This is a genomic window from Geodermatophilus tzadiensis (assembly GCF_003002915.1).
Lineage (GTDB): Bacteria > Actinomycetota > Actinomycetes > Mycobacteriales > Geodermatophilaceae > Geodermatophilus > Geodermatophilus tzadiensis.
The window spans coordinates 266,555-279,458 of the sequence record NZ_PVTG01000001.1; the positions used below are offsets into that span (position 1 = coordinate 266,555).

The 12,904-nt window shown below is 75.5% G+C and carries 10 protein-coding genes; 5 read left to right on the forward strand and 5 right to left on the reverse strand.

The annotated features are described in order from the left end of the window. Positions 1-3 precede the first annotated feature (3 nt). The 3 genes from LY71_RS01260 to LY71_RS01270 are packed head-to-tail and all read left to right on the forward strand — an operon-like array spanning position 4 to position 2,331. Complete coding sequence (locus LY71_RS01260; protein WP_170121170.1) at positions 4-825, forward strand: CoA transferase subunit A; 822 nt, start codon at positions 4-6, stop codon at positions 823-825. After that, complete coding sequence (locus tag LY71_RS01265) at positions 822-1,490, forward strand: CoA transferase subunit B (protein ID WP_106275161.1); 669 nt, start codon at positions 822-824, stop codon at positions 1,488-1,490. Before LY71_RS01260 ends, LY71_RS01265 begins: the two co-directional genes overlap by 4 nt. A 19-nt stretch (positions 1,491-1,509) precedes the next feature. Further along, positions 1,510-2,331, forward strand: a complete 822-nt coding sequence (locus tag LY71_RS01270) for a DUF1028 domain-containing protein (RefSeq protein WP_106275162.1) — start codon at positions 1,510-1,512, stop codon at positions 2,329-2,331. Between the two features lie 37 nt (positions 2,332-2,368). Here the strand turns inward: LY71_RS01270 and LY71_RS01275 are convergent, their stop codons facing one another. Then, entirely contained in the window at positions 2,369-5,491 is a 3,123-nt protein-coding gene (locus LY71_RS01275) for an arabinosyltransferase domain-containing protein (RefSeq protein WP_170121171.1), read from the reverse strand. 128 nt (positions 5,492-5,619) lie between these two features. On the opposite strand from LY71_RS01275, the gene LY71_RS01280 reads away from it, so the two are divergent. After that, positions 5,620-6,975 carry a lipopolysaccharide biosynthesis protein gene (locus LY71_RS01280; RefSeq protein WP_146146037.1) on the forward strand — a complete coding sequence of 452 codons (1,356 nt, stop codon included), beginning with the start codon at positions 5,620-5,622 and terminating at the stop codon, positions 6,973-6,975. Continuing rightward, complete coding sequence (locus tag LY71_RS01285) at positions 6,959-8,077, forward strand: glycosyltransferase family 4 protein (RefSeq protein ID WP_106275165.1); 1,119 nt, start codon at positions 6,959-6,961, stop codon at positions 8,075-8,077. The genes LY71_RS01280 and LY71_RS01285 overlap by 17 nt, the downstream gene beginning before the upstream one ends. Here LY71_RS01285 and LY71_RS01290 read toward each other — a convergent pair. The 4 genes from LY71_RS01290 to LY71_RS01305 form a co-directional block, all read right to left on the reverse strand. Further along, a complete protein-coding gene (locus LY71_RS01290) occupies positions 8,074-8,694 on the reverse strand; it encodes a GNAT family N-acetyltransferase (protein WP_211297082.1) in 621 nt (206 codons plus the stop codon). The genes LY71_RS01285 and LY71_RS01290 overlap by 4 nt on opposite strands. Before the next feature lie 41 nt (positions 8,695-8,735). After that, complete coding sequence (locus LY71_RS01295) at positions 8,736-11,990, reverse strand: heavy metal translocating P-type ATPase (protein ID WP_106275166.1); 3,255 nt, start codon at positions 11,988-11,990, stop codon at positions 8,736-8,738. Positions 11,991-12,110: 120 nt separating this feature from the next. After that, complete coding sequence (locus LY71_RS01300; RefSeq protein ID WP_106275167.1) at positions 12,111-12,578, reverse strand: hypothetical protein; 468 nt, start codon at positions 12,576-12,578, stop codon at positions 12,111-12,113. A 32-nt stretch (positions 12,579-12,610) separates the two neighbouring features. Then, entirely contained in the window at positions 12,611-12,844 is a 234-nt protein-coding gene (locus tag LY71_RS01305) for a heavy-metal-associated domain-containing protein (RefSeq protein ID WP_106275168.1), read from the reverse strand. Positions 12,845-12,904 lie beyond the last annotated feature (60 nt).

Below are 12,904 nucleotides of genomic sequence, written 5' to 3' on the forward strand. Positions count from 1 at the left end.
CAGATGGTGGACAAGGTCGTCGGGAGCGCCCGGGAGGCGGTGGCCGACATCGGGGACGGCGCGACCCTCGCCGTCGGCGGGTTCGGGTTGTGTGGTGTGCCGATCAGGCTCATCGACGCGCTGCTGGAGAAGGGCAGCCGTGACCTGACCACCATCTCCAACAACTGCGGCGTCGACGACCAGGCGCTGGGCGTGCTGCTCTACGCCGGCCGCATCCGGCGCACGATCAGCTCGTTCGTCGGCGGCAACAAGGAGCTCGCGCGGCTCTACCTCTCCGGTGAGCTGGAGGTCGAGCTGACCCCGCAGGGCACCCTGGCCGAGCGGCTGCGCGCCGGCGGCGCCGGCATCCCCGCCTTCTACACGCCCACCGGCGTGGGCACGATGGTCGCCGACGGCGGCATCCCGGTGCGCTACGACGCCGAGGGCGCCGTGGTGGAGACCTCCCGGCCCAAGGAGCTGCGCGAGTTCGACGGCCGGCAGTACGTGCTCGAGACCGCGCTGACCGCCGACTTCGGGCTGGTCCGGGCGGCGGTGGGTGACCGGCACGGCAACCTGGTGTTCCACGAGTCGGCGATGAACTTCAACCCGCTGGCCGGGATGGCCGGGCGGGTCACGATCGCCGAGGTCGAGGAGCTCGTCGAGCCCGGCGAGATCACTCCCGAGCAGGTGCACCTGCCCGGGGTGTTCGTCGACCGGGTGGTCGTCGTCGGCCCGGAGGGCAAGAAGATCGAGCGGCGCACCACCCGACCACGCCCGACTGCTGCCGAGCCGTCCGCCGCACCCCTGGCGGCCGGCGGCGAGGAAGCGACGGAGGAGACCCGATGACCCTGTCCCGCGACCAGCTCGCCGCCCGGGTGGCCCAGGAGCTCACCGACGGCTCCTACGTCAACCTCGGCATCGGCATGCCGACGCTGGTGCCGAACTTCGTGCCCGACGGCGTGCACGTCGTGCTGCACTCGGAGAACGGCGTCCTCGGGGTGGGGCCCTACCCGTTCGAGGGCGAGGAGGACCCCGACCTCATCAACGCCGGCAAGGAGACGGTGACGATCCTGCCCGGCGCCAGCTTCTTCGACTCCGCCACCAGCTTCGCGATGATCCGCGGGAAGCACCTCGACCTCGCCGTCCTCGGCGCCATGCAGGTCAACCCACGCGGCGACCTGGCCAACTGGCTGATCCCCGGCAAGATGGTCAACGGCATGGGCGGCGCGATGGACCTCGTCCACGGCGCCCGCCGGGTGATCATCATGATGGAGCACGTGGCCCGCGACGGGTCCCCGAAGCTGGTCGAGGAGTGCACCCTCCCGCTGACCGGCCGGGCCTGCGTCGACCGGGTGGTCACCGACCTGGCCGTCGTCGACGTCACCGAGGACGGGTTCGTGCTGCGCGAGGTCGCCCCCGGCGTGAGCACCGACGAGGTCGTCGAGAGGACCGGCGCCCCGCTGACCGTCCCCGGGGACGTCCCGACGATGGCGCTGCCGGCCACGGTCTGAGCGCGCCACCGCTCCCCCGGTGACGTTCTCGGTCGTCGCCCGCCACCCCGGCACCGGGGAGATGGGCATCGCGGTCTCCTCGTGCATCCTCGCCGTCGGCCGCGCCGTGCCCAGCGCCCGGCCGGGGGTGGGCGTGGTCGCCGTCCAGGCGCGCAGCCCCCGGGGCCTGGGGCCGGTGCTGCTGTCCGGGCTGGCCGAGGGCACCGCGCCGGCGGTGCTGGTGCGCCGCGCCGCGCACGCGGCCGAGGACGTCGACCGGCAGATCGCCGTCCTCGACGTCTCCGGCGCGGTGGCCGCCGACACCGGGCCGGGCTCGTTCCCGGTCAGCGGCCACCGGGTCGGCGACGGGTGGAGCGTGCAGGGCAACATGCTGGCCTCGCCCGACGTGCTGCCGGCGATGGCGCGGGCCTGCGAGACCGCGCGCGGCCCGCTGCCCGACCGGCTGCTGGCCGCCCTCGCCGCGGGCCAGGACGCCGGCGGCGACCTGCGCGGGCGGCAGTCCGCGGCGCTGCTGGTGGTGAGCGGGGAGCCCGCGTCGGAGGAGGACGACGGCGTGCGGGTGGACCTGCGCGTCGACGACTCCGGCGACCCGGTGGCGCAGCTGCGGATGCTGCGCAACCTGCAGCGCGCCTACGACGAGCGCGACTACGAGACCCTCGCGCTGTTCGCGCCGGAGGGCGCCCGCGACCTGTACGCCGCGCTCGCCGCCTCCCGGCGCGGGGACCGGGCGGCGGCGCGGGCCGCGCTGGAGGCCGTCCGCGCCCGGCCGGGCTGGTCGGCGTGGCTGGCCTCGATGGCCGGTGACGCGCGGCTGTCGGCGGTGTCCCGCCTGCTGGGGTGAGCCCGGTGGTCCCCGCCGGGGACCACCGGGCCCACGCTCAGCCCTGCGGGTAGGGCCAGCGGGCCTCCTCCGGGCCCTGCCAGCCCCAGCGGGTGTCGGTCGTGACGTCGAGGTCGTAGGCGTCGGCGGCGTACGGGGCCACGACCCGGTACACCTGGACGTCGCGGATGCCCGGCCAGTCGCGGAACGCCCCGCCGACCAGGGTCACCGACGAGGTCCGCAGCGTCGGCGCGAACAGCCCGCCGCGGTTGAACTGCCAGGTGGCGTCCGCGACGCCCTGCACGCCGCGGTCGCCCCACATGACCGCGTACTGCATCGGCTCGGTGATCCCGCTGGTGATGTCGAGCTGGCGCTCGCAGGGGAACAGCCAGGAGAACTGCCAGGCGACGCCGACCGGGGCGTCGGCCGGGGTGTAGTCGGACAGCGCGACGACGGGCACCACCGACGGTCCGGTGACGGCCAGCCAGCCGGGGCTCGTGGTCGTCCCGTCCTCGGCGACCAGGCGGACGGCGTCCGCGCCGGCCGCGAGCTCGGGGCCGACGTCGAGGGCCACGGTGCGCCAGATGGCCGCCTGGGTGCCGTCCTGGATCTCGGCGCTGGAGACGACGGCCGGCTCGCCGTCGTCCGAGGACCGGCCGTACTCGACGGTCAGGCGGTTGCCCTCCCCGTCGAGCTTGCCGCTCACCAGCACCGTGACCCGCTCGTCCGCGGCGAGGTCGGCGGGCAGCTCGAACCACGGGGAGGTCAGCGCGCCGATGGCCTCGCCGTCGGTCTCGCCGTCCAGGCTGCCCCAGACGTAGGTGGCCGGCCCCTCCCCCGCCGGCGTCGGCGGCGGGCTGGGCGGGTACCAGCCGCCGCCCTCGGTGAACACGCCGTCCCCGCCCGTCGCCTCGCCGGTGGCGGCTAGCGGCCGGGCGGCCTCGACGTCGAGCAGGTCGATGCCCTGCGCCGCCCCGCAGTCGCGGGCCAGCGGGTCGGTGATCGCGTCGCTCCACGGCGAGTAGCCGTCGAGGGTCCGCAGCGCCCCGTAGGCGAAGCCGCCCACGAGGTAGAGCACCGAGGTGGCCAGCAGGACCGACGCCAGCACCGGCACGGCGGTCAGCCACGGCCGCCTCCGCGGCAGCCCGAGCCGGCGGCCGGCCACCCGCACCAGCAGCACGACCGCCACGGCGGCGGCCAGCCACAGCACCGGGCTGTCGAAGGACACGGGCCCCACGAACGGCGCCTCGAACGCGTGCGGGACGCCCTGCAGCCAGGAGTACGCCCAGGAGTTCGGGCCGTGCATGACCAGCGCGGAGAGCAGGACCAGCGTGCCGAGCGCCGGGACGGCCGCCGGCCACCCGGGCCGGCGTCCGGGCAGCGTGCGGACCAGCACCGGCAGCGAGGTGAGGAACAGCGCGAGGAACGCCGGCCCCAGCCCGGAGAGGGCGCCGAAGTGGTGCGTCCACTTGCTCGGGGTGATCCACAGCAGGAGGAAGGCCGCGGCCAGGCTCTGCGCGGCGAGGACCAGCTGCGGGCTCAGCGTGCCGCGCCGGCGGGAGGCCGCGGCGAGAACGGCGAACCACAGCAGCGAGGCCACGCCCAGCAGGACCGCCGTCCGCTTGGCGAAGGAGCCCATGGCGATCTCGGAGAACAGGAAGTTCCAGCGCTGGTACTCGTCGAACCAGTCGTTCTGCGCCTGGATCGACAGGAAGATCTGCTGGCCGCGCAGGAAGTCGTTGAGCGAGCCGTCGCCGAACGCGGCGACGCCGGCCACGGCGCCGGGGGCCAGCACCGTGAGACCGCGCAACCACGCCGCGCCGGCGGGCACGCCCTCCCGCACGACGCCGACGATCGCCGGCAGCCCGACGAGCAGCGGCGCGAGCGCGACGAAGCCGGTGGGGTGGGCGACCATGCCGAGCGCGCCGGTGACCGCGGCGACGCCGAGCAGGGCCAGCCGCCGCTGCCGGACGCCGACCGACACCGCGAGCAGGGTGGCGACGGCGAGGAAGCCGACGGCGGCCTCGGGGCGCACGCCCATGCCGTAGGGCAGCCACCACGCCAGCAGGGTGAGGGCGAGGACCACCTGCAGGCCGGCCCGGCCGCGGCGGGAGCGCTCGAGGACCGCGGGCAGCGCGCCGGGCTGGGTGGTGAACCGGCGCAGCGCCCACCAGGTCAGCAGCCCGGTCACCAGGGCCGGGATGCGCTGCACCGTGGAGCTGTCGCCGAACACCTGCCACTCGCCGAGCACCCGGTAGAACCAGGTGAACGGCGTGAAGTTCTGGTTGAGCAGCTGGTAGTAGTTGCCCACCATGCCCTCGTCGGCGGCGCTGCGGGCCATGGCGGCGTAGTAGCCGTCGTCGTCGGACATCGGCGCCAGGAAGACCCACGCCACCATGACGGCGGGGACGACGAGGTCGACGACGGAGAAGCGGCCCCCCACCCGGCGGGTGCGCTCCCGGTGCCGGCCGGCGGCCCGGTCCTCGGCGACGAGGAAGGCCAGGGCCAGGGCCGCGCCGATGACGACCAGCGCGACGAGCACCCACTTGAGCGGGGACGGCGAGGTGGCGAACTGGTCGTCGACGACCAGCTCGACGGACAGGTCCTCACCGGCGGAGGTGTCCAGCGCGGTGACCGACGTGGCCAGCACGTCGACGGCGGGGAGCCGGCCGGGCTCGCCCTGCGCCACCGTCTCGCCGTCACGGGCGACGGTCAGGCCGCCCGCGTCCCCGGTGACGGTGTAGACGCAGTCGCCGTCGAGCGGGGCGTCGGTGACCAGCTGGCGGCCGTTGGCGTAGACGTCGAGGGTGCCGTCGGTGGTGGCGGCGAGCAGACCCTCCCCGCCGGCACTCGGCTGGCCGGGCACGACTGTGGCGAGGACCACACCCCCGTCCGTCCCGTCCGCCACACGCGCCGCGGCGCAGGTGAACCGGGCGTCGAGCTCCAGGGGGGTCTGGGCGGTCAGCTCGAGCATGCTCGACACGGGGGCCGAGGGATCCTGCGGCCAGGAGACGACGGGGCGCTCCATCTCCACCGGGGCCACCGGGAGGAGCACCACCGCCAGCACGGCGACCAGTGCCGCCACCTGCGCGAACCGCGTCCACCGCGGTCGGCGCCGCCGGTCCTCCACCGGTGGGGGCGGCGTCACGACCGGGCGGGGCGCGATCCCGGATCGGGTCACTGTCACTCCTCGTGTTTGAACGGTGTCACTCGGTACGAGTGAACACTGCCGCGGCGGTCCGCCGAGTGTGACGCGCTGGTCCTTCTCACCTGCGACGGGCGCACGGCCCACCCGGTTACCGTGCCAGAGTGCGGAAGCAGGTGACGGCCCCGGAGGCTGCCGCGGGGCCCGCTCCCGGCTCGTCCTCGGGTGTCGGCGCCTCCGGCCTGGGGCTCGTCGCGGTGGCGATCGTCGGCTCCGGCCTGTTCACCTACGCCTACCTCGCGCTGGTCGCCCGCTCCGTCCCGGTCGAGGACTACGGCTGGTTCGGCTCCTACTGGTCCCTGGCGCTGGTCCTGGGCTTCGGCGTCTTCCAGCCCATCGAGCTGGAGCTGGCCCGGCTGGTGCACCTGCGACCCCCGGGCGCCCCGCTCCCCCGCGGCGCGGTCGCCTGCCTGGCGGCGCTCACGACGGGCTCCACCGCCGTCGTCCTGCTCGCCGCCGGCCTGCTGGTGCCCGCGCTGGGCGGGGAGTCGGGCTTCCTCTTCGCGCTGCTGTGCGTGTGCCTGGTCTCCGCCGGCCAGTTCCTCCTCCGCGGCCTGCTGCTCGGCAGCGGCCGGCTCGGCCTGCACGGCGCCGTGCTGCTCGTCGACTCCGGACTCCGGGTGGTCCTCGCGCTCGGGCTGGCCCTGCTCGCGCCGTCGGCCGGCGGCGTCGTCTACGCCTGGACCCTGGTCGCGGCGATGGCGCTGGCGCACCTGCCGCTGCTGGGCTGGGTGCTGCTGCGCCGCCGCACGCGGCGGGTCCCGCGGCCGGCCGACGACCCGTCTGCGGGCGAGCTGGCCGGCGCCGTCGGGCACCTGCTCACCGGCTCGCTGGCCGCCCAGGTGGTGCTCAACGCGGCCCCGGTGCTGGTCAGCGTGCTCGCCGCGCCGGGCGAGGACGCCGACGCCGCCCGCTTCGTCGCCTCCTTCACGCTCGTGCGGCTGCCGCTGTTCGTCGCGGTGCCGCTGCAGAGCGCGCTCATCCCGCTGCTCACCCGCCTGCAGAGCGAGGGCGACGACGCCCGGCTGCGCCGCACGGTCGTCCGGGGCTGCGCCCTGGTCGGCGGCCTGGCCGTGCTCGCCGCACTCGCCGGGTGGCTGCTCGGCCGGCCCGTCGTCGCGCTCGTCTTCGGGGAGCGCTACGCCCTCGAGGGCGGCGCGATCGCCCTGCTCGCCGTCGGCAGCGTCCTGCACCTGGGCCTGCTCGTGGCCAGCCAGGCGCTGGTCGCGGCCGCCCGGCACCGCCGGGTCGCCGTCGTCTGGCTCTCCGGGCTGGCCGCGAGCGCGGTCGCCCTCGCTGCGGTCCCCGACCTGGTGCTGCGCTGCGCCGCCGCGTTCACCGTCGGCTCCGGCGTGGCCCTGCTGGTGGCCGCCGTCTCGCTCCTGCGGGCGGGCCGGGAGACCCCCGCGCCCGCCGCCCCGTCCTCCCGGGAGGAACCCCGCCATGCCCCGCACGCATGACGTCCTGATCGGCGTCAACTACTACGCGCCCTACGTCAGCGGCCTGACCAACGTCGCCCGCGACGTCGCGGTCGGCCTGGTGCAGCGCGGGCTGCGGGTCAAGGTGGTCACCAGCCGGCACGACGCCGCCCTGCCCGCGCACGAGGTGCTCGACGGCGTCGAGGTGGAGCGCGCGCCGGTGGTCGCCCGGCTGGGCAAGGGCGTGATCAGCCCGTCGTTCGTGCCGCGGCTGCTCGCGGCCAGCCGCACGGCCGGGGTGACCAACCTGCACCTGCCGATGCTGGAGGCCGGCCTGGTCGCCGGGCGCTGCTCCTCCCCGCTGGTGGTCACCTACCACTGCGACGTGAGCCTGCCGCCGGGCCTGCTCAACTCCGTGCAGCGCACCGGCATCGACCTCTCCAGCCGGCGCGCGCTGCGGGCCGCCGACGCCGTCGTGGTCACCAGCGACGACTACGCGCGGCACAGCCGGCTGTGGCCGGCGATGGCCGGGCGCACGGTCGCCATCCCGCCGTCGTGCCACCAGCGCCCGGCCGGCTCGCCCCGCTACCGCGACGGCCAGGGCCTGCACGTCGGCTTCCTCGGCCGGATCGTCGAGGAGAAGGGCCTGCAGTACCTGGTGCGCGGCTTCCAGCGGTTCGCCGGCCCCGACGACCGGCTGCTCATCGGCGGCGACTTCGCCAACGTGGCCGGCGGGTCGGTCGTCGACGAGATCCGCGGCCTGGTCGACGCCGACCCGCGCACCCGGCTGCTCGGCTTCCTGCCCGACGAGGACATCGCCGACTTCTACGCCTCGCTCGACGTGTTCGCGCTGCCCTCGATCAACGCCTTCGAGGCGTTCGGCATCGTGCAGGTCGAGGCGATGATGGTCGGCGTCCCCGCGCTGGCCAGCGACCTGCCCGGGGTGCGGACGCCGGTGCAGGAGACCGGCTTCGGCGTCGTCGTCGCCCGGGAGGACGCCGACGCGATCGCCGACGGGCTGCGGCGGCTGGCCGCCGACCGGCCCGACCGGGAGACCGGTGCCGCGCGGGCGCGGGAGCGCTACGGCCTGGACACCGTCCTCGACGCCTACGAGCGGCTGCTCACCTCCACCGCCGTCCACTAGGCCGGGCCGCCGGCGTCCGCCCGGCAGGGTGCGCGGCGCATCAGCCAGGTGCGCGGGCCGCCGTCGGGCAGGTCGACGACGGCGGTCACGGCGAAGCCCAGCCGCCGGTAGAGGCGCACGGTGGACTCGGCGCTGGTCTCCAGCCGCACCGGCAGCCCGTCCCGGTCGGCGCGGGTCAGGCCGGCGGCGAGCGCCGCCGTCCCCAGGCCGCGTCCCTGCCGGCGCCGGACGACGCCGACGCTGGCCAGGAGCAGGTGCTCCTCGCCCGACCGGTGGGGCGCCAGCACCGCCTCGGCCGCGGCCGCGGCGGCCGCCCGGCTGCCGGCCAGCTCGACCGACGCGGCACCGACCTCGGCCCAGACGTCCTCGGGGACCGCGGCGCTGGGCAGCCAGACGGCGACGGCGGCCGGGCCCTCGGGGGTCGTGCCGATGTCGACGTGCCCGTACGGCAGGGCGACGGTGCCGAGGTCGAGGCGGAAGAGCCCGGTGAGCCGCTGGGCGTGGGCGTCGGCATCGACGGTCCACCGGGTCCAGGGGTGGTCGGCGAAGGCGTCGGCGAGGACGTCGGCGGCGGTGGGGACGTCCTCGGGTCGCGCCGGGCGCACCTGCAGGGTCATCTCGCTCCTCCGTCTGCAGCCGGGGGCTGCCGGTCGTGGGATCAGGTCGCCCGGACGGTGAACGGGACCGTGACCACGTCCCCGTCGGCCAGGCGGAACTGGCCCCACAGCTGGTACGTCCCGACGGTGGGGAACTCGACGTGGACGTCCAGCTCCGGCCCGAACGTCTGCCCGGGCAGGGCGAAGACCGGCCGGCCGGTCTCGTCCTCCACCTCGGCGTGCTCGTGGGCGAACGTGTGCCCGTCGGCACGCATCACCACGACGTGCCCGGCGGCGGCCAGGTAGGGCTGCAGGTCGTCGACCGGTCGCCCGGTGGCGGGGTCGGTGAACGTGAAGTGCAGGTCGCTCGACCCCCCGGCCTCGGCGTCGCCCCCGAGCTCGACCCGCACGCCGTCGACGACCACGGCGCGCGGCCCGGCGGCGAGCTCCACCGGCTCCGGCGCGGCACCGGCCACGGTGACCACCTGCCGCTGGTGGACGTCGCTCATCTCGCCCTGCCGCCGGAACTCCGTGTTGACGACGTAGCGCCCGGCCGTGGGGAAGGTGAGGTCGACGGCGAGCTGCCCGGGCCGTCCGGCGGGCTGCGGGTGGACGTGGGCGAAGGTGCCCAGGTCGTCGCGCGTGGCGATGAGGTGCATCCACGCCTCGTGGCTGCGGGCGATGTCCTCGACCGGCTCGCCGGTGGCGCTGTCGGTGACGGTGACGCGCAGGCGGGTCGGCTGCCCGGGACGCACGTCGGCGGGCAGGTCGAGGTGGACGTCGACCCCGGCGTCATCGGCTCCGGTGGGTGGCACCTCGGCGGTCATCATCACGCTCATCGCCGGGCGCATGGGCATGCCGGTGCCCTGGACCCACGCCAGCTGGCCGTTCATGCCGTGCTCGGCGAAGTCCATCCGGGACACCGCGGTCAGCCCGGCGCCGAGCCCGAGGGCGACGACCGCGATCCCGCCCAGGTAGGCGTACTGGCCGACACGGGAGCGCAGCGGCGGGTGCAGGATCGCCGCGGCGGTGGCCGGGCGGTGGAAGCGGCGCAGCCGCAGCGCGTTGGTCACGACGCTCACCGAGCTCATGGCCATCGCGGCGCTGGCCAGGACCGGGTCGAGCAGCAGGCCGTTCCACCAGTACAGCGCGCCGGCGGCGACCGGGAGGAGCAGCAGGTTGTAGACGCCGGCCCAGGCGAGCCCCTGCTTCATCGTGGTGACGGTGCGCCGCGACAGGGCGATCGCCGAGACGATGCCGCGCAGGTCGCCGCCGACGAGGGTGATGTCCGAGGCGGCGATGGCGACGTCGGCGCCGGTGCCGATGGCGATGCCCACGTCGGCCGCGCTCAGGGCTGCGGCGTCGTTGACCCCGTCCCCGGAGAAGGCGACGACGTGCCCCCGCTGCTGCAGCTCGCGGACCTCCGCCGCCTTGTCCGCGGGCAGGACCTCGGCCAGCACGTGGTCGATGCCGACCTGTCCGGCGATCGCCGCCGCGGTGGCGGCGTTGTCGCCGGTCAGCATCCACACCTCCAGACCGAGCGCCTGCAGCTGGGCGACGGCCTCGGCCGACTCGGGCTTGACGGTGTCGGCGACGGCGAGCACCGCGGCCGCGGCTCCGTCGACGGCGGCGAACATCGGCGTCCGACCGGCCGCGGCCTCGCGCGCCGCTGTGGGTTCCAGAGCGGTGACGTCCACGACGTGGGCGGCCATCAGGGCGGCGTTGCCGACCAGGACGTGCCGCTCGTCCACGACGGCGTCGATCCCGTGGCCGGGCACCGCGTCGAAGGAGCGCAGCGGCGGCAGGTCGAGGGAGCGCTCGGCGGCCGCGGCCACGACGGCCTCCCCGACCGGGTGCTCGCTGCCGGCCTCGGCGGCGGCCACGAGCGCCAGGACGTCGTCCTCGGTCCACGCGGACGCGGTGGTGATGCCGGTGAGGGCCGGCTTGCCGCGCGTGATGGTGCCGGTCTTGTCGAGCACGACGGCGGTCACCCGGCGGGCGGTCTGCAGGGCGTCGCCGTTGCCGATGAGGATGCCGAGTTCCGCGGCGCGCCCGGTGCCGACCATGACCGCGGTCGGCGTGGCCAGGCCCAGCGCACAGGGGCAGGCGATGATCAGGACCGCGATGGTCGTCGTGATCGCCATCGTCAGCCGGCCGCTGTCCGGGCCGAACAGCGCCCAGACGAGGAAGGTGGCCGCGGCCAGGCCGAGGACGATCGGGACGAACCAGGCCGAGACCCGGTCGGCCAGCCGCTGCAGCGGGACCTTCGCGCCCTGCGCGTCCTCCACCAGGCGGACGATCTGCGCGAGCGCGGTGTCGGCACCGACCGCGGTGGCCCGGAGGACGACGGTGCCGGTGCGGTTGAGCGTGGCGCCGATCAGCTGGTCGCCGGCCGTCTTGTCCACCGGCAGGCTCTCGCCGGTCAGCATGCTCTCGTCGACCGCGGTCGCCCCGTCGGTGACGACGCCGTCGACCGGGACCTTCTCGCCGGGCCGGACCCGCACCAGGTCCCCGACGGCGACCTGCTCGACCGGGACGTCGACCTCGGCGCCGTCGCGCACCACGCGGGCCGTCCTCGGCGCGAGGCCGACCAGGGCGGTGATCGCCGCGGCGGTCTGCTTCTTCGCCCGGGCCTCCATCCACCGGCCGGCCAGGACCAGGGCGAGGATCACCAGCGAGGTCTCGAAGTAGACGTGCAGCGGCAGTCCCCAGCGCTCCGCGGCGGCCGGCCACAGGGTGACGAACGCGCTGTAGCCGTAGGCGACGCCGGTGCCCAGCGCCACCAGGGTGTTCATGGTGGTGGTGCGGTGGCGGGCGGCGACCCAGGCGGCGCGGTAGACCTCCCGTCCGGCCCAGAACTGCACGACGGTGGCGACCACGAGGACGGCCGGCATCAGCCAGTCCATCGTGTCGAGGTACAGCGGCACGTACATCAGCGCCATCAGGCCGAGCCCGACGGCGAGGGTGACCTGCCACCTCCTCCTCAGCGCGGCGAGGTGCGCGTCGCCGTCGGCGGTCGGGGCCTCGGCCGGCGCGGCCGTCCCGGTCGCGGCCTGCGCCTCGCGGCGCGGGGTCGCGGTGTAGCCGGCGCGGGCCACCGCGGCGGTCAGCTCGTCGAGGCCGACCTGTCGCGGGTCGAACCGGACGGTGGCCACCTCGGTGGCCAGGTTGACCTCCGCGGCGGACACACCGTCCACCCGGTTGAGGGCCTTCTCCACCCGGCCCACGCAGGAGGCGCAGGTCATGCCACCGATCTCGAGCGTGCACGCGGCGGGAGCCTCGTTCGCGGCGGGCGGTGGCGCGGTCGTCGTCGTCATCTCCGGGTCTCCTGGTCGGGCGGCGTCTTGGCGCTGGACCGGTGCTCGGCGGCCGGCTCCCGGCTCGGACCGGGAGAACCGCCGGGCTCGGGGCGGTGATCGACCGGTCGTCGGCGGGGCTCAGCAGTGGGCGTACTCGTGCGGGCGCAGCAGCATCGCCGCGGCCATCGCCGGGAGCATGAGCACGTGGCCCCACAGCAGCAGGGCGTCCCGGTCGATGAGCCCGAGGGCGAGCGGCACGAACAGCACCAGGAAGGGCAGGTACATCGCCGCGGCCATCTCGGCGACGGGCCGCCACCGGTGGCCGCGGAACCTCATCCACGCCGACATGGCGACGGTCATGTCCGTCGCCATGACCAGCGCGCCCGTGTACGGGTCGTGCATCAGCTCGGCGGCGCCCAGGGCGTCGAGGACGAGGGTCCACACCGGGTGCAGGGCCACCATGCCGACGGCCATCGCGACGACCATCTCGAGGAAGTGGAGGGTGAACCTCCTGGCGCTCAGGTGGTGCGTGGTGTGCGCGGTCTCGGGGTGCGCGGTCTCGGGGTGCGCCGTGGCGGCGCTGGGCGTGTGGGTGGAGGTGGACACGGTGGGTCTCCGGTGAGGATCGAGGTGGGGGATCACGGGACGAGGGCGTAGCCGGCCTCGTCGACCGCGGCGGCGATGTCGGCGCGGTCCAGCGGCGCGGAGGCGGTGACGGTCACCGTGCCGGTGGCCAGGTCGACGGTGACCGACTCGACGCCGGCCACCCCGGAGATCTCCTCGGTGACCGCCCGCCGGCAGTGTGCGCAGGTCATGCCGGTGATGGTGAAGGTGGTCGAGCCGACGAAGGTGCGGGGCGTCTTGGACAACACGGGGACTCCTCGGGGTGGTGGTGGCCGTCGGGGACGAGACTCGGTGCGGGGGTGGGTCGC